Origin of the sequence: Thermodesulfobacterium sp. (genome assembly GCF_030445475.1) — a bacterium.
Taxonomy (GTDB): domain Bacteria; phylum Desulfobacterota; class Thermodesulfobacteria; order Thermodesulfobacteriales; family Thermodesulfobacteriaceae; genus Thermodesulfobacterium; species Thermodesulfobacterium commune.
In genome coordinates this window covers 1-20,715 of record NZ_JASUTP010000008.1, presented here as the reverse complement: position 1 = coordinate 20,715, position 20,715 = coordinate 1, and the positions used below count along the sequence as shown (strand labels likewise).

The 20,715-nt window shown below is 38.4% G+C and carries 18 protein-coding genes; 3 read left to right on the top strand and 15 right to left on the bottom strand.

The annotated features are described in order from the left end of the window. Window position 1: 1 nt before the first annotated feature. From PWP26_RS04165 to PWP26_RS04135, 7 genes are read right to left on the bottom strand one after another with little or no spacing between them, the layout of a single operon-like run. Window positions 2-988 (bottom strand): ABC transporter permease, encoded by a 987-nt coding sequence (locus PWP26_RS04165; RefSeq protein WP_038060708.1) that lies wholly within the window; start codon window positions 986-988, stop codon window positions 2-4. Next, entirely contained in the window at window positions 985-1,683 is a 699-nt protein-coding gene (gene tsaB, locus PWP26_RS04160) for a tRNA (adenosine(37)-N6)-threonylcarbamoyltransferase complex dimerization subunit type 1 TsaB (protein ID WP_038060705.1), read from the bottom strand. Before tsaB ends, PWP26_RS04165 begins: the two co-directional genes overlap by 4 nt. Then, window positions 1,668-2,747, bottom strand: coding sequence for an RIP metalloprotease RseP (gene rseP / locus PWP26_RS04155; protein WP_287568705.1), 1,080 nt, complete (start codon window positions 2,745-2,747; stop codon window positions 1,668-1,670). The genes tsaB and rseP overlap by 16 nt, the downstream gene beginning before the upstream one ends. Then, complete coding sequence (dxr, locus tag PWP26_RS04150; protein WP_038060699.1) at window positions 2,741-3,913, bottom strand: 1-deoxy-D-xylulose-5-phosphate reductoisomerase; 1,173 nt, start codon at window positions 3,911-3,913, stop codon at window positions 2,741-2,743. The genes rseP and dxr overlap by 7 nt, the downstream gene beginning before the upstream one ends. An 8-nt stretch (window positions 3,914-3,921) precedes the next feature. Beyond that, window positions 3,922-4,287: a preprotein translocase subunit SecG gene (gene secG / locus PWP26_RS04145; RefSeq protein WP_051754508.1), complete on the bottom strand. Its 366-nt coding sequence runs from the start codon at window positions 4,285-4,287 to the stop codon at window positions 3,922-3,924. A gap of 22 nt (window positions 4,288-4,309) precedes the next feature. Then, window positions 4,310-5,500, bottom strand: coding sequence for a homocysteine biosynthesis protein (locus PWP26_RS04140; RefSeq protein ID WP_273011713.1), 1,191 nt, complete (start codon window positions 5,498-5,500; stop codon window positions 4,310-4,312). Between the two features lie 10 nt (window positions 5,501-5,510). After that, window positions 5,511-6,110 (bottom strand): CBS domain-containing protein, encoded by a 600-nt coding sequence (locus PWP26_RS04135; RefSeq protein ID WP_038060694.1) that lies wholly within the window; start codon window positions 6,108-6,110, stop codon window positions 5,511-5,513. Between the two features lie 145 nt (window positions 6,111-6,255). On the opposite strand from PWP26_RS04135, the gene polA reads away from it, so the two are divergent. Both polA and PWP26_RS04125 read left to right on the top strand, forming a co-directional pair. Continuing rightward, window positions 6,256-8,853: a DNA polymerase I gene (gene polA, locus PWP26_RS04130; RefSeq protein ID WP_301399012.1), complete on the top strand. Its 2,598-nt coding sequence runs from the start codon at window positions 6,256-6,258 to the stop codon at window positions 8,851-8,853. Window positions 8,854-8,861: 8 nt separating this feature from the next. Then, on the top strand, window positions 8,862-9,575 hold the full coding sequence (locus tag PWP26_RS04125) for a pseudouridine synthase (RefSeq protein WP_038060679.1): 714 nt from the start codon (window positions 8,862-8,864) through the stop codon (window positions 9,573-9,575). 10 nt (window positions 9,576-9,585) lie between these two features. Here the strand turns inward: PWP26_RS04125 and PWP26_RS04120 are convergent, their stop codons facing one another. The 8 genes from PWP26_RS04120 to PWP26_RS04085 form a co-directional block, all read right to left on the bottom strand. Next, window positions 9,586-10,251, bottom strand: coding sequence for a 4Fe-4S dicluster domain-containing protein (locus PWP26_RS04120; RefSeq protein ID WP_051754507.1), 666 nt, complete (start codon window positions 10,249-10,251; stop codon window positions 9,586-9,588). Between the two features lie 3 nt (window positions 10,252-10,254). Continuing rightward, window positions 10,255-10,920: an ATP-binding protein gene (locus PWP26_RS04115; protein WP_038060676.1), complete on the bottom strand. Its 666-nt coding sequence runs from the start codon at window positions 10,918-10,920 to the stop codon at window positions 10,255-10,257. A gap of 74 nt (window positions 10,921-10,994) precedes the next feature. Then, window positions 10,995-16,244, bottom strand: coding sequence for an excinuclease ABC subunit UvrA (uvrA, locus tag PWP26_RS04110; protein ID WP_301399010.1), 5,250 nt, complete (start codon window positions 16,242-16,244; stop codon window positions 10,995-10,997). A 16-nt stretch (window positions 16,245-16,260) separates the two neighbouring features. Beyond that, window positions 16,261-16,623 carry an RNA polymerase-binding protein DksA gene (gene dksA / locus PWP26_RS04105; protein WP_287568701.1) on the bottom strand — a complete coding sequence of 121 codons (363 nt, stop codon included), beginning with the start codon at window positions 16,621-16,623 and terminating at the stop codon, window positions 16,261-16,263. After that, complete coding sequence (moaC, locus tag PWP26_RS04100) at window positions 16,623-17,123, bottom strand: cyclic pyranopterin monophosphate synthase MoaC (RefSeq protein WP_301399009.1); 501 nt, start codon at window positions 17,121-17,123, stop codon at window positions 16,623-16,625. The genes dksA and moaC overlap by 1 nt, the downstream gene beginning before the upstream one ends. After that, window positions 17,123-18,268, bottom strand: coding sequence for a molecular chaperone DnaJ (dnaJ, locus tag PWP26_RS04095; protein WP_301399008.1), 1,146 nt, complete (start codon window positions 18,266-18,268; stop codon window positions 17,123-17,125). The genes moaC and dnaJ overlap by 1 nt, the downstream gene beginning before the upstream one ends. Before the next feature lie 8 nt (window positions 18,269-18,276). Continuing rightward, window positions 18,277-18,543, bottom strand: a complete 267-nt coding sequence (gene rpoZ, locus PWP26_RS04090; protein ID WP_038060669.1) for a DNA-directed RNA polymerase subunit omega — start codon at window positions 18,541-18,543, stop codon at window positions 18,277-18,279. Window positions 18,544-18,588: 45 nt separating this feature from the next. After that, on the bottom strand, window positions 18,589-18,810 hold the full coding sequence (locus PWP26_RS04085; protein ID WP_028840834.1) for a NifU family protein: 222 nt from the start codon (window positions 18,808-18,810) through the stop codon (window positions 18,589-18,591). Between the two features lie 112 nt (window positions 18,811-18,922). Between PWP26_RS04085 and ilvD the strand changes: the two genes are divergently transcribed. Beyond that, window positions 18,923-20,548 carry a dihydroxy-acid dehydratase gene (gene ilvD, locus PWP26_RS04080; RefSeq protein WP_301399007.1) on the top strand — a complete coding sequence of 542 codons (1,626 nt, stop codon included), beginning with the start codon at window positions 18,923-18,925 and terminating at the stop codon, window positions 20,546-20,548. Window positions 20,549-20,715: the final 167 nt, after the last annotated feature.

Below are 20,715 nucleotides of genomic sequence, written 5' to 3'. Positions count from 1 at the left end.
ATTAATGTTTATCTCCAAGCCTTATTCTTGGGTCTGCCAGAGCATATCCTATGTCTGCTAAAAAGTTCCCTATCAAAGTAAGCACAGCTACCAGGAAAAGGTTGGCCATGATAACAGGGTAATCCCTTGCCATCACCGCTTGCCACATTAGCTGCCCTACTCCAGGTATACCAAAAATGGTTTCAAAGATAACACTCCCTCCTACCAGCCCAGGTAAAGAAAGACCTAAGATGGTAATAAGGGGTAAAAGGGCGTTTCTTAGGGCATGTTTATAGATTACTTCTTTTTCTGAAATTCCTTTAGCCCTGGCAAAAAGAATATAGTCAGCCTTTAGTACTTCTACCATAGAATTTCTCACATATCTTGAGATACCTGCAATCCCTCCGAAGGTAGCCACAAAAAGGGGACAAATCAGGTGTTTGGTCCAGTCCCATAATTTTTCAAAGAAGTTCATCTCTTCATAACCTAAGGTGGAATGTAGCCCAGAAATAGGAAGCCATTGAAGTTTTACCCCGAAAATCATCATAAGAATGATAGCCAGCCAAAAACTGGGCATAGCATAACCCAAAAATACCACTATGGTTAATATTCGATCAACCCAACTTCCAGCTTTTACAGCCCCCAAAACCCCTAACGGTACAGAAATCATAAAGATTAAAATTAAAGAAAGGAGATTTAAAAGTAAAGTAACCGGAAGTCTTTCTTTGATTTTATCCCATACTGGTCTTTGGTCTGGGGAAAAAGAACGCCCAAAATCAAACTTGGCGGCTTTTTTTAGCCATTCCCAATATTGAACATAAAGTGGTTTGTCAAGACCATACATTTTGACCAATCTTTCTCGATATTCTGGGGTAATCTTAGGATTGAAATCAGTGATAGGACTTAAAGGGCCTCCTGGGGCTAAATGAATGACTGAAAAACTAATGACAGTAATCCCAAAAAGGGTTATCAAGAACACCAGAAATCTTTTTAACAAGAAAAGGATCATTTTTTATCGCCTCGTTTTCTTTCTGCTTCAGATGCCTTTAAATACAAAGGAAGTAAATCTTCTGCAGATTTTAGTTCAAATTCGTTATTTTTTAGCTTTAAATAAACCAGTTTGGCCACATTTTCCAAGGTAAGACCTATCGTAAAAGGCCATTTTAAAAAATTAGGACCTAACCTCTCTTTCAGATAGGTTTCCCATTTTTCTAAGGTTTCACCAACAAACCAGGTAGGTTCTTTTATCAAATCAGGTATATTTCTGACTGAGACGCAAACAGGAGAAATCTTTGTTTTTAGGTTATTTTCCTCCCATCTATAGACACCTAAAAAAACTTCTTGGCTATAGGCATCTATCAGAGATACCACAGGTAAGTTTGTTGGAAAGGTTTCTACCGCAAGCACTTCAAGGCTAACAAAAGGTATCACAGGTTTAGGGAAGGCTAAACTTAATCCCTTTAGCACCGAAAGCCCAACTCTTAGTCCAGTAAAACTGCCTGGACCAAGGTCTATGGCATAGTAGTCTATGGACTTTAGGTCTAATCCTAAGTTTTTTTCAAAAAAAGTTAAACACTGAAAGATTATCTGAGAATAAGACTGAGAGGATCTTAAGGTAACAGCCCCTAACAACTTATCTTTTATAAGGGCTATACCTCCAGACTTCCCTGCTGTTTCTATAGCTAAAACTAAGGGAGTTTCCATCCGCTAAGAAGTTTAAGGATGTCGTTGTAAAACACAGCTATACTTAGAGCAATGATGATAAAAAGTCCTATTTTAAGGATAAGCTCTTGGGTTTTTAGGGATAAAGGTTTTCCTCTGATGGCCTCTATACCAAAAATGACTAAATGGCCTCCGTCAAGCATAGGTAAAGGGAGAAGGTTTATAATCCCTAAGTTGATCGAAAGAAGCCCAGTAAAAGAAATAAGAGGATAAATCCCTAGTTTAGCTGTATCTCCTGCCATTTTCCCGATGGTAATAGGACCTCCTAACGTAGAAAAAGGCAATTCTCCTGTAAAGAGCTTAAAGATAGCTACAAAGGTAAGGACAGTTATGTCTACCACCTTTTCTACAGCAAGAACAAAGGATTCACCAAAACCGTGCTTTTGATGAACTACCTCTTGGGTTGACTTGACCCCGATAAAGGGTACCTGGGTTTTTTTCCCAAAGATGTTGTATCCTTCTTTCATCTCAGGGATGATTTTTACCTCTAACTCTTGAGAGTTTCTTTTTATCTTTAGAGAAACTTCTTTTACGTTTTCTTGACTTTTTAGATAAAGAATAAGCTGGTCAAAAGACTTGACCTTTTTGCCGTTTACTTCTATGATTTCATCTCCAGGAGCAAGACCCGCTTTTTCAGCTGGAGAACCAGGTAAAACCTCTCCTATTTTGGTAGAAAGAAGATAAGAACCAGAGGCCCAAAAAAGAAACCAAAATAGAAGGACAGGGAGGATAAAATTAGCCAAAGGGCCTGCAACCACGATAAACGCTTTTTGCCAAGGCTTTTTAAAGGCAAAAGCTTTGTCTTTTTCGACTACCGAAGGCAACGTTTCAGGATGTTCCCCATAAAGTTTAACGTATCCACCTAAAGGAAAGGCAGACACCCTGTATTCAGTCTCTCCTGCTTTAAAACCGATAATTTTGGGCCCAAAGCCTAATGAAAAAATCTCTACTTTGACCCCCATAAGCTTAGCTGCTATAAAATGACCTAACTCATGAACAAAAATAAGTACACCGATTACTAATAAAGCTATAATTACTGTTAGCATGTTTTATTCCCTTTTATCAGCTTTTCTGTATAAAGACAAACTTCTTTATGTAAGGTTAAAAGAAAAGATAAATCTTCCCCCCCTGAAGGCCTTTCTGGTATTTTAAACCCATCTAGGGTTTTTGCAAGAAAATAAGGAATTTTATCAAAGGTAATTCTTTTTTGCAAGAAAGCCTCTACCACCACCTCATCAGCTGCCTCAAGGATAAGAGGATAAACCCCTCCTTTTTGTCCTGCTTCATAAGCAAGCTTAAGGCAGGGGAATTTCTCAAGGTCAGGAGCCTCAAAAACTAAACTGCCAATTTTCTCCAGTTGAACCTTAGGTACCTGAAGTTCAATCCTTTCAGGATAGTTTAAGGCATAAGAAATAGGCAGTTGCATGTCAGGAAAGCTAAGGTGCATTAAAATACTTCCGTCTATCAACTCAACCAAACCATGAACTAAACTTTGAGGATGGATAAGTACCTCTATCTTTTCCAAGGGAAAGTCAAAAAGGACCTTAGCTTCAAGAACTTCAAAACCCTTATTCATAAGGGTAGCAGAATCTACCGATATTTTGGCTCCCATCTTCCAGTTCGGGTGTTTCACCGCCATCTCTGGGGTAATTTTAACAAACTCCTCTAAAGGTAGACGATAAAAAGGCCCACCTGAGGCTGTAAGGATAATTCTCTTAACCTGTTCTTTTTTTTCTTTCTGTAAAAGCTGAAAAATCGAAGAATGTTCGCTGTCAACCGGCAAAAGCTCGGCTTTAGCTTCTTTAGCCACTTCCTTTAAAATCTCCCCAGCTACGATCAAACTTTCTTTGTTAGCTATGGCTACTCGTTTGCCTGCCTTTAAAGCATAATAGGTGGGTAAAAGGGCTTTTATCCCAGAAATTCCTATGACTATTATGTGAGCCTCATCTAATTGGACTAAGGTTTTAAGCCCTTCTTCTCCGACCAAGACCTCAGCTTTATAATCAAGAGACTTTTTTAACTTTTCAGCTGAAGAAAAATCTTCTACCACCAAATAAGGAATTTTAAAGGAGCTGGCAATTTTCGTTAAGGCCTCAATTTTGCTACGACAAGAGGCTCCTAAAATTCTAAACCTTTCAGGATAGGCTTGAACCACCTTAAGCGTAGAATTTCCTATAGAACCTGTAACACCAAGTATTACTAAATTTTTCATTTTTAAAATTAGTTTTTAGGTTTTTCTGAGGTAGAAGAAGGAATTTGAGGAGGCACCGGAATATTTTGAGGGGTAGTTGGGGTAGGAATAGAAGAAGGAGAGGGTGTTTGAGTTTGAGGGGTAGGGACGACAGGAATTTCTGTTTTATTTTTGCTGGTGTGGATTTTGGTGAGTAAGATAGAGTTTAAAAAAAATACCAACACCAAAATCATCGTTACTTTGTTTAAAAAGCTAGTGGGGCCTGCACCACCAAAGATGGCCTCAGCCCCTCTAAACACCGCACCGTATTCTGAACCTTTGGTTACGTTTATCAAAACAATCAAAATTATCAATATGGCTACTATTAACTGTAAAACCGTTAAAATAGTTTCCATCGAAAATCCTCCTTTTTAGACTTTATCTCATCGGAAAAAGTTTAGCCCCAGATAAGGGGCTAACTGGTTCTGTTAACAACATCTCTCCCTGTTTAATCCAGTTTTTAAGGATTTCAGCTATTTTTCTGGCTTTAGGAAGGCTTGAAATAGGAAAGGTAGGGACCTCTTTTCCTAAGACGGTTATTTTTCCACTTTTCAGTTCTGCATAACTTACGATCCCGTAGTTTCTTTTTATTCCGTTAGGATAGTCATAGGAGTAGTCTATTACCTGGGTAAAAAGGTCTTCGTCAGAGAGTCCTGCCCATTCAGCCACCTGTTCATTCAGGATAGGAATAGGTATACCTAATCCTACTGCCAAAGAACATCCATAGCCTATATGACTTGTTCCTACCAACCATTCTGGGGACATTTCTTTGAGATTTCCGATAACCATAAGGGTAGCTGCAGGTTGTATAGGTGCCCCTTTAGGTGTTCTTTTAACTTCGGTTTTATGCTGGGTCCCAGCCCAAATCACATACCCTTTGGCTCCTCCTAAGAAAATCCTTGTCCCTATCCCTATGGTTTTTAGATAAGGATCTTTTAACAAGGGAGAAAGACATCCTGCAGTTGCATAGTTGGCATTACCAAGGTTAGGTTTTAACACACCCATGTAGGTATAAAGTATTTTATCTGAAAGATTGATGGCACAATTATAGTTTTGATAAGCATTCCTTGGGTTGCAAAGAATGGCATCTACTAACTCATGAATAGTGAACTCTTTTTCAAAAGATTTTCTAGGATAACAATGGGTCCCATAACCTAAGGCCCTTAGATGAATTTTTTTTCCGGCAACTAAGTCGTGGATAACATGTCCACCACCGTATAAAAACTGCCCCGGAAAAACTTTGTTAAGAGGGTCGTCTTCTCTAGGTTCAGTAGCCCCGATGTAAAGGTCTACAGCCGCAAGTCCCCCATAGGCTGGCACATCGTTTAACCAAATCCTATAGGCTTTTATCGTGGGAGAGGGATGGCCGAAGTTTATAAAAGCTCCAGAAGAACACATCGGAGAAAAGGTCCCGGTGGTGACTACATCTACCTCTTTAGCCGCTGTAACAGGCCCTACCTCTTTAACTAAACTTACAAACTCTTCAGCTGTAAGAACTACAGCTTCTCCTTTTTCAATCCTTTTATTAATATCTTCTATGGTTTTCTTAACTTTGAATTCTCCTTCCATTGGAGACCTCCTAATCGATAATGGATATTATTTTATGACCTGCTACTTCAAGCTCAGAAGCTATCTTATCTAAGGATATTTTTTCTAATCTTATAAAATAAACCCTTTCTCCTTCAAAGTTAACATCCATTCCTATCGAAATAACTTTGCCTCCGTTTTTTCTGATGGTCTCTAACACATCATCTAAGTTACCATTTTTAGGAATAACGTCTAAACGAGAAGAGGCCCTTAAAATCCCCATAAGTTCTATAAAAGATTCTAAAATGTCAGTAACGGTTATGATACCTACTAATTTACCTTGGCTAACCACAGGCAGCCCACCGATTTTATACTTATAAATAAGCTTAGCTGCCTCGTCTATGTAAGTATCGGGGTCTACGGTAATTGGGTTTAAGATCATAACCTCTTTAAGAGAAAGTTTTAGCTTTTCTGGATTAAGATAGGCTCTCAACTCACTTTCAGTCACCAACCCTATCAACTTTTCTCTGTCTCTGTCTACTATAGGAAGGTGCCTGATAGAGTGTTTTTTCATCAGCTGAATAGCCTTTTCTACTGTATCGTCAGGAAAGGCAACCACCACATCAGTAATCATCCAGTTTTTAACTTTCATTTTTTTCCCTTGGATGAAATTTTTTAATTAAATATACCATAAAAAAATAAATAGCCAAACTAAAGAAGTGCGTTCTGTTTTTTAAGTTTTATTTTTGATAAAATAGATTAAATTTTAAGGTACCTAACTAGGAGGTGAAGGCTACATGGTAGACAAAAAAGAAATAATTCTTATAGATGGGGCCTCTTTTATCTATAGAGCTTATTTTGCTATTCCTGGATATTTAGCTACTTCTAAAGGGCTACCTACCAAAGCTGTTTTCGGTGTCACTCAGATGGTACTTAAAATTTTAAAAGAATGGGACCCTGAGTATATAGTCTGGTTTATGGATGAAAAAGAGCCTACATTTAGACATAAGGCTTACGAAGGATATAAGGCTACCAGGCCTCAAATGCCAGACGATCTAAAGATCCAAATACCTTACATAAAAAAAATCATTTCTGCTTTAGGGATTCCTTTGGTTTCAGCTCCTGGATATGAAGCGGACGACTTGATAGCAAGTTTTGTCAAAAGATTTATCTTGTCTCCATCAACAGAAACTTCTCATAAGGCTATCATAGTGGCTGGGGATAAAGACTTATATACTCTTGTTTCTGATAGAGTAAGGATTTATGACCCGGTAAGAGAAGTCTTTTTAGATAAAGAAGGTTTTATTCAAAAATATGGATTTTCCCCAGAGCTTTTCCCTGAATTTAGAGCTTTGGTAGGTGATAAAAGCGATAACATACCCGGAGTCCCAGGGATAGGAGAAAAAACCGCTAAAGAGTTGCTCATAAAATTTAAGACCTTGACAGGGATTTATGACAATCTTTCTCTAATTTCTTCTAAAAAAATAAGAGAAAATTTGAGAAAATATCAAGAACAGGTGTTTAAAAACCTTGATCTTATTAAGCTCAATCTGGAAGCCCCTCTCCCTTCAGAGGACCTTGAATTCTATCGAAGAAAAGACCCTGACTATCCTACACTTAAAGCCCTTTTTAAAGAACTTGAGTTTAGAAAACTTCTTTCAGAGCTTTCTTTACCCCAAGAAACTTTACCAAAACCACCAAAGATAAGAAAAGCCCATCCAGATTTATTTAATACGGTAAAAAAAGACTCGGTAATAGCTGTTTTGCCTGAAAATCTAAATAAAGGCCTTTTTGGTAATTTGCAGCCTTCGGATTTTTTGGTTTCTTTTTCTGAAGAAGAGGTCTATAGGTTGACTTTAGAAGAGTGTAAAAGATTGGCTGAGGAACAAGGTATTTATGTGGTTTATGACTACAAAAACTGGCTTAAAAACTATAAGATTTCATTTTCTCATCCCTTAGACGTAAAGTTAGCAGCTTATCTTTTAAATCCCGGATTAAAGGTTTATGATTTAAACTTTTTATTTCAGGAATACTTAGACCTAAATCTTAACGGAATAAACAGGGTTTCTGAAGAATTATCAGGGATAAAGGTAGTCAGTTTAAGAAGGTTAGGTAAAGAGCTTTTAGCAAGGTTAGAAGAAGAGGGGCTTTCTTCTTGGTTGTTTAAGGTAGAGGCACCTTTAAGTATGGTTTTAAACGAGATGGAAGAAGTTGGGATAAAGATTGATTTGGTTTATGTAAAAACTTTAGTACAACAATATCGAGACAAAATAAAAAAAATTGAAGAAGAACTTTTTAAGCTGGCAGGGAAAAGATTTAATCCTCGTTCTTCAAGAGAGGTAGGTGAAATCCTCTTTAATAAACTGAACCTCCCTTCTATAAAAAGGACTCCTAAAAGTTCGGCTCCTTCTACCGACGCAGAGGTGCTTGAAGAACTAGCTCCTTTACATCCCTTTGCCAGGCTTCTTTTGCAATATCGTACTACTCAGAAAATATTGAGCACCTACCTTGAGCCTTTTTTAAGGTATGTCAGACCCCTTACTTCTCGTATCCACACAGAGTTTAACCAAACAGGAACAGCCACAGGTAGGATTAGTTCGCAAAACCCAAACCTGCAAAACATTCCCATAAAAGGAGAGGAAGGTTTAGAAATTCGCAGAGTATTTATAGCAGAAGAAGGCTGGTGGCTTTGTAGTTTAGACTACTCACAAATAGAACTCAGGATTTTAGCTCATTTTTCTGAAGACGAAAATCTTATAAAGGCCTTTAATGAAGGGCAGGACATCCATACCTTTACAGCCTGTGAGGTATTTGGGGTAACTCCTGATAAAGTAACCCCTGAAATGAGAAGGGTTAGCAAGGCTATAAACTTTGGGATTGCCTATGGGATGAGTCCTTACGGCTTAAGTAAAGAGCTTAGAATTTCGGTAAAAGAGGCAGAAGAGATCATAACAAGGTATTTCCAGCGGTATCCTGGTGTTAAAAAATACATAGAAGAAACGATAGAATTTGTTAAAAACCATGGGTATGTTAAGACCTTAGCCGGGAGAAAACGTTATATTCCTGAAGTATTTAGTTCTGATAAAACTGTAAGAGACTTAGGGTTTCGCATGGCAGTAAATACCCCGATACAAGGCTCTGCCGCAGACCTTATCAAGGTAGCTATGGTAGCCCTTTATAGGCAAATTAAACAGAAAAAGCTAAAGTCCCGTCTTCTTTTACAAATTCACGACGAACTTCTTCTTGAGGTGCCAGAAGAAGAAGTAGAGGTGATAAAGGATATAGCTCCTTCGGTGATGGAAGCTCCTTTCAGTTTTTTAGGCCTTGATTATGTTCTGAAAGTACCTATTAAGGTTAATTTTGCCTTTGGTAAGTCTTGGGCTGAATGTAAATAGGTGAAAGGATGCGCTTAGATAAATTTCTTTCTAAACTTGGGATTGGTTCAAGAAAAGAGGTAGCTCTTTTAATCAAAAGGGGTAGGGTTACGATTAACGGTATAAAGGTAACAGACCCAGGGGTAAAGGTTAACCTTGAAAAGGATGTGGTTCAGATCGACGGAAAAGAAGTTAGGGGTAAGGTAGAAGGTTTTTATTATAAATTCTATAAACCCAGAGGGTGTGTTACCTCTAAGTCAGACAAGGACCTTACGGTAATGGATTTTCTTCCTAAGGATCTGCCAGGATTAAACAGGATTTTTCCTGTGGGAAGACTTGATAAGGATGCGGAAGGACTGCTAATCTTTACTGATGATGGTGTTCTTGCCCATAGGATGATGCATCCTAAATGGAAGCTTGTTAAGACCTATCAGGTTTGGCTGGATAAAGAAATAACTGAATTAGACCTGAAAAAGATAGAACAAGGGGTTGAGCTTTCTGACGGCAAGACCTTACCGTGTACAGCTTCTTTTTTAGATGAGACTAAAAGGTGGATAAAGATAGAGGTTAGGGAAGGGAGATATCATTTGATAAAAAGAATGTTTGGAAGCTTAGGCTATAAGGTTGTAGGTTTAAAAAGGATAGCGATAGGTCCTGTTGAATTAGGAGAACTCAAACCATCAGAAATAGTTCCTCTTTCTGAAGAAGAAGTTAAACTTTTAAAAAAGGCAGTTGGTTTATAAAAAATTAGGTTTAGGATTTTTGGTTTAAAAGTTTTTTTACCTTTTGCCATCCCATCTTTTCTATCATAGCCCCCACCCTTTCTCCTTTTTCGTTGTGGTTTTGGTAAAACTCTATCAAGTTTTTCAAGTAAACCGGAACTTCTTCAGGTGAAGCCTTGGTTAAAAAGGAAGCCAGTCTTGGATGTCTCCCCAGTTTCCCTCCGACGTAGATTTTATAACCTCTATAGGTTTCTTTTATAGCTCCTTCAGGACAAGCTTTTATACATCCACCACATCCTATACATTTTTTATTGTCTATTACAATTTTTTGATCGACTTTTTTAATCGCCCCTTCCTCACAAGAAATTACACAATTGTCACATAGAGTGCACAAACTATCATCGTGTTTTATTTTAACAAAACTATGGATTCCAAAGTCAGCGATATAAAGCTGGGAACACCCGTTCGGACAGTCTGAAATGGAGACTTTAAACCGGTGATGGGGTTTTAAAGGTTGCCCTTTTAGTTTGTTTTTTATAAAATCATCCAGTTGAGAGTTTTTAAGTACATTTTCAAGGGTTTTTATAAGCTCGAGAGGACGGTTTATAGCGTTAGGACATCCTTTTGGACCAAAGCAGGTAATAATCTCGTAAGCTACAGATGAAATTCCATAGGGCATAACCATATCTTGTTTCATCCTTTAAACCTCCTCTATATCTTTAAGCCTTCCGTCTATACTAATGGTGTAGACCTTAAAGGGAAGTTTTTGGCTTAAAGTTTTTCTTACGTCTAAGAGCAGTTTAACCAAATTTTTGCAACAAGGCACTTCCATGATGGCTATTTCTAAACCATTCGGTTGGGCTTGATGTAAAATCTCAGATAAATTTTCCCAGTATAACTCAGGTGGGTCAAACTTAGGACATCCCGTTAGGATTTTCTTGCCAGGAAGAAGATGGGTATGAAGGTGGGGATAAGCTACAGCTACACAGTCTGCACAAATCAATAGATTAGCTCCCTTTAAAAATTTAGCAGAAGGCGGGACTAATCTAAGTTTAACCGGCCAATGAGAAAGGGAAGAAGGTATTTCGGTTGCACCAGTAGGTTGGTTTTTAGGAATAAACTCTTTAATTTGATGAGAGGGACATCCACAAGGTAAGAAAGAGGAAGTTTGAGGTTTTTCTATAAGTTTTATAGCACCGGTAGGACATTCACCTATGCAAGCCCCAAGCCCGTCACATACCTCTTCTGCTACAAGCTTAGCCTTGCCATTGACGATAGCTATCGCCCCTTCGTGGCAGGCAATTACACACTGACCACATCCATTGCAGAGTTCCTCGTCTATTTCTATAATCTTAGAGGCTTTCATCGATATATGCCCTCCTTTTTATTTTTTATAAGTTTAGTTAAAATATAAACTGACCTAAATAAAAAAACCTTGATTTAGGTCAACTTAAGATATTTTTTAAGGATTTTAGAGGTAGGGGTAGAAGCTTTTAAGAAATCTTCTATCGGACCTTGAAAAAGGATTTCTCCTCCTTTTTCTCCTCCTTCAGGTCCGAGTTCTACTACCCAGTCTGCCCATTTGATAAGTTCAAGGTTATGTTCTATCACGATTACTGTATGGCCTTTCTGGATTAAACCTTGTAAGAGTTCTGCTAATTTTTCTACGTCTTTTATGTGAAGTCCTGTGGTAGGCTCATCAAGAAGATAAAGGTTCCCAGGTTGAGAAGACTTGATAAACTCTTTGGCAAGCTTTATCCTCTGAGCTTCTCCTCCAGACAAGGTTGGACTTGGCTGTCCTAAGGTTAGATAGTCAAGGCCAATATCGCAAAGGATTTTAAGCTTATGTTGGATCGAGGGGTAGTTGCTGAAAAATTCTACAGCTTCAGCAAAGTCCATCTCAAGGACCTCTGCGATGTTTTTATTTTTTAACAAAACTTCCAAGGTTTCTGGATTATACCGTTTACCTCCACAGTATTCACATTTTTGATAAACTGCAGGTAAAAATTTAATCTCTATCTTTTCATATCCCTGTCCATTGCAATAAGGGCACTGTCCTTCTTTGGTATTAAAGGAAAATCTGCCTTCTTTGTAACCTCTCTGTTTAGCCAATAAAGTGTTGGCAAAGGCCTTTCTGATGTCGGTAAAAACTCCTACATAGGTAGCAGGGGTAGATTTTGGGGTGTTTCCTATAGGTTGGTGGTCTACTAAATATACCCTTTTGATTTTTTCCCAGTTTTCTATACTTTTTACCCCGTAAAGAACATTTTTTTCTTTTTCTAATAGTCTTTTTAGATTTTCGTAAAGGCATTCCTCTAATAAAGTAGACTTCCCTGAGCCTGAAACTCCTACTACTACCGTAAGAGCGTTTAAGGGAAAAGAAACGTTGATATTTTTAAGGTTTCTTAGGGAAGCCTCTTTAAGTAATAAGAATTCCTTAGGATTGCGCTTAAAACTTTTCAGGGTTTTTCTGTTTGGATCTTTAATTACTTCAGCTGTAGGTGAGGAAGATCTTAAAAATTCTTTAGAAGGTCCGCTAAAAAGTACCTGTCCTCCTCTTTTTCCTCCTCCTGGTCCCAAGTCTACTATAAAGTCGCTTGCCAAAATCGTATCTTCGTCATGTTCAACTACTATCAAGGTATTTCCTTTATCCCTGAGTTTTTTTAACACCTCTATTAATTTTTGTGTATCCTTAGGATGAAGCCCGATGGTAGGTTCATCGAGGATATAGGCTACCCCTGTGAGATTGCTACCTATTTCTGCTGAAATTCTTACCCTTTTGGCTTCTCCTGAAGATAGGGTGTCTGCAGACCTACCTAAGGTAAGATATCCTACACCTAAGTCTATTAAATAATTAAGTCTTGAGAGAGTTTCAGAAATTAGTTCTTCGGCTATTTTTTGTTGTATACCTTCAAACTTAAGTCCCTCTAAAAATTTTTTTACTTCGTAGAGACTTAAGTTAGACAATTCAGGCAAAGAAATTCCGTTAATTTTATAAGAAAAAACCTCTTTACGATATCTTGAACCGTTACAATCAGGGCATGGTTTTTCTTCAAGTCTACCAAGTCCTCCACAATTAGGACAAGCTCCTACCTTTGAATTAAAGGCAAAAAGCAACGGGTCTGGTTCAGGAAGACTTATTCCACATAAAGAGCAGGTTCTTTTTTGACTAAAAAGTACTTCCCTTTTATCGGTTTTTATCAAAACCTCTCCTTTTCCAAGTTCAAGCCCTTTGTAAAAAATCTTTTCAAACCACTCTTCTTGCCAATCTATTTCTTGAGCTAACACCACCTCAATCGTATATTCTTTAAACCTTGAAAGAGCAGGGATAGGAGGAATGTGGTAGAATTCTCCGTTTATTCTGACCTTATGATATAGGTTGGCAAGCAGTTTATCAAACAGATTTTTGTAGATTCCTTTTCTGTGTTTTACCAAAGGAGCAAGAAGGGTAATGTTTGAAGCTTTTTCTTTTTTTAAAAACTCTAAAGCTAAGTCAAACAACTCCTTTGGTTCATGAGGTTTTAGCTCCCTTTCACATTTAGGACAGTAGGCCTTGCTAACCTTAGAATAAAGAAGCCTAAGATAAGGAAGGATCTCGGTAATAGTCCCTACCGTAGATTTGGGAGAAAGTTCTCCTGACCGCTGTTCTAACGCTACCGTAGGCGGTATCCCTGAAATGAGATCATAATCTATCTCTTCATAAAGCTTAAAAAACTGTTTCAAATAAGTGGGTAAAGTTTCTAAAAATCTTCTTTGCCCTTCCGCAAACACCACATCAAACGCAAGGGTAGATTTTCCAGAACCAGAAACCCCGGTGATTACTATCAACTGTTTCCTTGGTAGGTTTAAGTCTATGTTTTTTAAGTTATGATGCCTAATCCCTCTGAGTTTTATAAGATCTTCGTCGTAGCGATAGTTTTTGGGGGCTTCGGCTTTATCTTTAAGGTTTAGGCCATCGAGATATTCTGTTAGATAAACAGAGGTTTGAGTCTGTACTTCTGGATTTTTGATAAACTCAGAAAAGGGCCCTTGGAAAAGAAGTTCTCCTCCCTCTTCTCCGCCCCCAGGACCAAGCTCCAGTATCCAATCAGAGTTTAAGATAACTTCGGGATGATGTTCTACTATTACCACCGTGTGCCCTAAGCTTTTTAAGTAGTTTAAAGAAGAAATCAGTTTTTCTATATCTTTTAGATGAAGGCCCACCGTGGGTTCATCAAGAAGGATTAGACATTTTTCTCCTTTTATTTTCGAGAGTAATTCCGCTATTTTTAGTCTTTGGGCTTCTCCTCCCGAAAGAGTAGAAAGGGGTTGCCCCAGTTTGAGATATCCTATCCCAAGATTTTTTAAGAGGGTGAGGGTTTTTTTGAGAGGTGTATGTCCTGAGAAGAACTCTAAAGCCTGTTCTACGGTAAGGTCTAACATTTCAGCGATGTTTTTCCCTCTCCATCTGACTTCTAAAATCTCTTCCCTAAATCGGGTCCCCTTACAAACCTCACAGGGGATGGTTAGGTCTGATAAAAATTGCATCTCTATTATCTCAAAACCAAGACCTTTGCATGCAGGACACTGGGCATGTTCTGAGTTAAAAGAAAACCAAGTTTCAGTATATCCCAAACTTTTTGCGGTATTAGTACTTGCAAGAAGCTTCCTTAAATATACCATGATGTCTAAATAGGTTGCTACTACCGAGCGAGGGGACCGAGCCAGTGGTTCCTGAGTAAGGTATAACACCTGGTCGATCCGGTTGACTCCCTCGATCTTTTCACAGGTTTTTAAAGGATGTTTATTCTTTGCGTCGACCAGGCCTTGATAAATTATATCTTCTAAAAGGGTAGACTTACCAGACCCTGATACCCCTACTATGCAGGTAATCGCTTTTAGCGGAAGAGAAAAAGAGAATCCTTTTAGGTTGTTTTTCTTAGCTCCATAAAATCTGATAAAACCTGAGGGTTGAAAGTGGGTTAAAGAATAGGTTCTTTTTTGGCTTATCTCGGTTAAAGCTTCAGCTGTAGGAGTATTTGTGTTAAAAATATTTTTTGGAGGTCCAAAAAATAATAGATGACCTCCTTTTTCCCCTCCCTCTGGACCTAAGTCTATCAAAAGGTCCGCTTGAGTAATGATCTCTGGATCGTGTTCTACTACCACCACAGTGTTTTTTTGAGAAACCAATCTTTCAAGAAGTTTTAACACTTTTTGGGTATCTCTGGGATGAAGTCCAGTAGTTGGCTCATCTATCAAGTAAAGGGTTTCTACTAAGTTAGAGGAAAGTGCTCTTGTCAGAAGACATCTGCTGGTTTCTCCCCCAGAAAGGGTTTTACTTGCTCGGCTAAGGGTAAGGTAAGAAAGACCTACTTCTTCAAGATAGGAAAGACGTTTTAATATTTCTTTAGCCAGCCTCTCTTCCGCAGGCTGAGGTTTTTGTTCTAAAAAGTTTTGAATAAACTTAACCGCTTCTTTGATTTCTAAACTGTAAAATTCTCCGATGTTTAACCCGTTGACATAAAACATCAAAGCTTGAGGGTTAAACCTGGTTCCTTTACAGACAGGACAGCTTACTTCTCTTCTTAGCTTTGAAAGAAGGATCCTTATATGGGGTTTATAACGTTTACTTTCGAGCCAGTCTATAAGCTCTTTAAGTCCGTACCAATCCCCTTCGCCCCAAAAGATTTTTTGCTTAATTTCTTCAGGGAGGTCTTTAAAGGGAAGGTTTAAGTTTATGTTTTTAGTCCTTAAAAACTCTATCAGGTCCAGTTTTACCTCAAACAAAAAAGGAAAATCAAGGATAGGGATAGCCCCTTTGGTTGCAGGTTTTTCTGGATATTTTACCAAGGCCTCAAAATCTACCACCAACAGGTTGCCAAAACCTTTGCACTCAGGGCAAGCCCCTAACGAGCTGTTAAACGAGAATAAATTGGGGGTTTTTTCGGGTATTTTAAGTCCACACTGAGGACAGTTTTTTTCTTGGGTATAATATGCCTCTTCTCCATAAATAGTTCTAACTTTGATCCAGGGAGAAAGTTTAAAACCGAGTTCTAAAGAGGATATAAGATCAAAGAGGTCTTTTTCCGTAGGCTTAAGTCTATGTATGACTAATTCTATTTCTTCAGGGACTTTTTCTATCTCGTCTATTTCACATACCTTCCCATCTAAAAAGACCCTTGAAAATCCTGCAGCAAGTAGACCTTCTTTGAGGTGCTCAAAGCTTTCTTGCGGTTTTTGAGGAACTATGAGGTAGAGTGGTACCTGATAAAATTTTTCGATAATCTCTTTGGCTATAGACTGTGGGGTTTGAGGTAGAAGGTATTTTTTACAGTTAGGACAAAAAGGGACCCCGTTGTAATAATAAAGCATCTTGGTAAAGTGACTAATTTCAGTAAGGGTAGCTACCGTAGAACGTGAAGTTTTGATGCTATTTCCTTGAGGAAAGGCTAAAGCTGGGGGGATGTTTAAGATAGCTTTAACCTTAGGTCTGGGGAGTTTTTCGAAAAACTGTCTTACATACGAAGAAAAGGTTTCTATATAACGTCTCTGGCCTTCGGCAAAAAGGGTGTCAAAAACTAAACTCGATTTTCCAGCCCCAGAAACACCGGTAACTGCTGTTAAACTATAGAAAGGAAGTTTTAAACTAAACCCTTTGAGGTTATTTTGGTTAACCTCAAGAAGCTCGATAAACCTGTCTTGTCTTCTCACAAAAGTGCTGGTTTATTTATTCTCCTCTGATTTTTTCCATCCTTTCTTGGGCTTTTTTACATTCGATACAAAGGGTGGCCTCAGGTCTTGCAAGAAGCCTTTTTTCGTCTATTTCATCTCCGCAGGCTTCACATATTCCGTAGGTTCCGTCTTCTATTTTTTTTAGGGCTTTGTCAATCTTCTTTAACAGTTTTTGTTCTCTGTCTCTTAGTCTTAACTCAAAAGCCAGATTACTTTCACGTGTGGCCTGGTCGATGGCGTCTGCTAAAGGTTCATACTCTTCCACCAACTCTTTTTTGGTTTCTAAAACATCCTTTAGAATTTCTTCTCGACGTTTTAGCAAAAGTTCTTTAAACATGGCTAATTTTTCCTTATCCATCAGAAATCCTCCTTTCCAGGTTGTTCTTCTAATACTACTTCACCACTTTTTCCACCAGTTTTATAAACCAACCTGATGTTGGTGATTTTGATACGCTTATCAAGGGCTTTACACATATCATAAACGGTAAGAGCAGCAATGCTTACTGCAGTTAAGGCCTCCATCTCTACCCCGGTTTGCCCTACAGTCTTTACCATACCCTCGATTTCAAGCACATACCTTTCAGGAATAAACCTAAAATTAAGGTCTACCTTAGAGATGGGCAAAGGATGACAAAGAGGAATAAGCTCAGAAGTCTTTTTAGCCCCTAAAATTCCTGCAACCTTAGCACAGGCTAAGAAATCTCCCTTAGGGATATCTTGAGATATTATCTTAGGGTAGATTTCTTCAGGAAAGACTACCTCAGCCTTAGCGATGGCTATTCTCTCAGTCGCAGGTTTTCCTCCTACATCTACCATAAAAAGATTGCCTTGGGAGTCTAAATGGGTAAAATCAGCCATTACCTACTTCCAAAAATAAACTTTTTCCAAAAACTTTCTTTTTTCTTTTTTTTCTCCTGTTGATATGGTTCTAATCTGTTGGTTGAACCGTCGATTTTTTCTTTTTCAGCTATCTTTTGTAAAAGTTTTTTTGTTTCTTCGCTAACGTTATGGGGAAGCTCTACCTGTAATCTTAGGATAAGGTCTCCTCTTTTCTTGGTTTTAGGGTCAGGAAGTCCTTTATTTTCTATAACAAGTTCATCCCCTGGTTGAGACCCTGGGGGTATTTTTACAGATAGGGTTTCTTTAAAAAAGGGTACTTTAACTTCATCTCCTAAAATTGCAGAAACAAAGTTTATCTTTAAATTTCCTATAAGATTAGATTTTTCTCTGTAAAAGAGGGAATGTGGTTTGACTTTTACTCTGATGTATAGGTCTCCTGGCCTACCTCCATAAAGCCCGGCTTCTCCTTCTCCGGGGATCCGTAAAATAGTCCCATCTTCTACCCCAGCAGGAATAACTAGCTTTATCTGTTTTTTCTTCCAAGCCCTGCCCGAGCCGTTGCATGTCTTACAGATTTCTACATAAGTAGAACCTCTACCTCTGCAGTCTGGACAAGCATAAGCAATTCTAAAAAATCCTTCGGTGTAGACAATTTTCCCTTTACCATTACAGGTTTCACAAATCTTTAAACCTTTATCAGGATTATAGCCTAATCCCCCACAATCTTCACATAGGTCCAATTTTTCTATGTCAAGCGTAATTTCTTTATCTGTAAAAAGGTCCTCTAAGTCTACTGCTACTTCATATGAAAGGTCAGCTCCATCTCGTGGTCTGGTATGACTTTTTTCTTCAAAGGTAAACCCAAAAAATTCTTCAAAAATGTCAGAAAAGGTTTTGAAAATATCTCCTATATCTTCAAACCTTCTATGACCAGAAGAAGTAAGCCCTGAATAACCGTAAGTATCATAGATAGCTCTTTTTTCAGGGTCAGAAAGCACTTGATAGGCTTCAGAAATTTCCTTAAATTTTTCCTCAGCCTCTTTATTACCTGGGTTTTTATCAGGATGATATTTGAGCGCAAGTCTTCTATAAGCTCTTTTTATTTCTTCTTGAGAGGCGTTTCTTGGAACCCCTAAAATTTCATAAAAATCTTTGTAAGACATTCTTTCCTTTATTTAGAAGAACTTTTTTGCTTTAAGATCTCGGTTAGTTCGTAAGGAGAGGAGGTTTTTTCTTTTTTACCAAGCTGTTTTATGTTTTCAAAAGTAACTAATCCCGCGGCAATTTCTCTAAGAGCTAACACAATCTCTTTGTTGTCTGCCTGTACAAGAGGTTCAGCCCCTTCTTTTAATTGTTTAACTCTTTCTATGGCTAAGTGTACCAATCTAAACCTGCCTGGTACTTTTTTTAGACAATCTTCTATCGTAACCCTGGCCATACCTTTATACCCCTTTTAGACTATTTTTTAAAAATTTAAAATCAATTAAACGGCTACTACTTCTGTTACCTCAGGGACCTCTTTTTTTAAGTATCTTTCGATACCCATTTTTAGGGTCATGGTAGACATGGGGCAAGAACCACAAGCACCTTTTAACCTAACCTTTACCACCCCTTCTGGAGTAACCTCTACAAGCTCTACGTCTCCACCATCAGCCTGCAACATAGGTCTTACTTTAGCTAAGGCTTGTTCCACCGCATCTTTAATCATAAAAGATCCCCCTACTAAAAAGTTTTTTTTAAATTTAATACATTTTTTCTTGACAGCAAGGTTTAATTTCAATAAAATAACAAAGATACCACTAATAGTGGAGGACAACATGAGAAGCGATCGGATTAAAAAAGGTATAGAGAGGGCTCCCCATAGGTCTTTACTAAAAGCGTTAGGGTTTACAGACAACGAACTAAACAAGCCTCTCATAGGAATCGCTAATTCTTTTAACGAGATCATCCCAGGGCATATACATTTAAGACAAATCGTAGAAGCGGTTAAAGCTGGGGTAAGAGAAGCAGGAGGGGTGCCTGTTGAGTTTGGGGTTATAGGGGTTTGCGATGGGATTGCCATGAACCATGAAGGAATGCGCTATTCTCTTCCGAGTAGAGATATCATCGCAGACTCTATAGAAATCATGGCCCATGCCCATGCCTTTGATGGTCTGGTACTGGTTACAAGCTGTGATAAAATCACTCCTGGCATGATGATGGCAGCTTTTAGGGTAAACATTCCTTCTATCTTGATAGCAGGTGGCCCCATGCTTACAGGAGTTTATAAAAAACAGAGGGTGAACCTTATTTCTGTGTTTGAAGCCATAGGAAAGGTTCAGAAAAAAGCCATGACAGAAGACGAGCTAAAAGAACTTGAGAGTTGTGCTTGTCCTACCTGCGGTTCCTGTGCGGGGATGTTTACTGCTAACTCGATGAATTGTTTATCTGAGGCTATAGGAATAGCTCTCCCAGGAAATGGAACTATTCCTGCTGTTTTTGCTGACCGTATCCGTTTAGCCAAAGAAACAGGGAAAAAAATCGTAGAACTTGTAGAAAAGGGACTTGCCCCAAGAAAGATCATCAACAGAAAGTCTTTTGAAAACGCTATAGCCGTTGATATGGCACTTGGGTGTTCTACCAACACAGTCTTACATCTTATGGCTATAGCCAAAGAAGCCAAAGTAGATTTAGATTTAAAGGTGTTTGATGAGATTTCTAAAAAAACTCCAGTACTTGCTAAGCTTATTCCTGCCGGTTATCATAGCGTGGTAGATTTGCATTTTGCTGGAGGAATACCAGCGGTTTTAAAGGAGCTTTCTAAGTTGAACCTTATTCACCTGGATGTAAAGACAGTTTCAGGAAAAACATTAAAACAACTTTTAAAAGATGTAGAGGTGTTAGACAGGGAGGTTATAAGACCGGTAGAAAATCCCTACCATAAAGAGGGAGGTATCGCTATTCTTTATGGAAATTTAGCCCCTGAGGGAGCGGTGGTTAAGACCAGTGCTGTTTTGCCTGAGATGTTAAAACATGTTGGTCCTGCAAGGGTTTTTGACTCTGAAGAAGAGGCCTATCAGGCTATCTTAGCCGGAAAGATTAAGAAAGGTGACGTTGTAGTCATAAGGTATGAAGGCCCTAAGGGTGGGCCTGGGATGAGAGAGATGCTTTCTCCTACTTCAGCCATAGTAGGAATGGGTTTGGGTGGTTCTGTAGCCCTTATTACCGACGGAAGATTTAGTGGAGGCACCCAAGGGGCTTGTATAGGACATGTGTCTCCTGAGGCTGCAGAGGGAGGCCCTATTGCTTTGGTTAAAGAAGGAGATTTGATAGAAATAGACATACCCCAGAGAAAGCTTGAACTCAAAGTTTCAGAAAGGGAACTTGAGGAACGTAAGAAGAGATGGAAACCTTTGAAGAAAAAAGTAGAAGGAGTATTGAAAAAATATTATAGTTTAGTATAATCAAGTTCAAGAGGGGCTATATTAGAATGAACATCTTAAGGTTCTTAGGAAAAAGTTTCCTTAAAGTTCTTGAAGATTCAGGGGGAATTTTCCTCTTTTTTCTAAAGAGTTTGATTTATTTCTTTACTCCCCCTTTTCGACTCAAGCATTTAATTAAACATATGGAA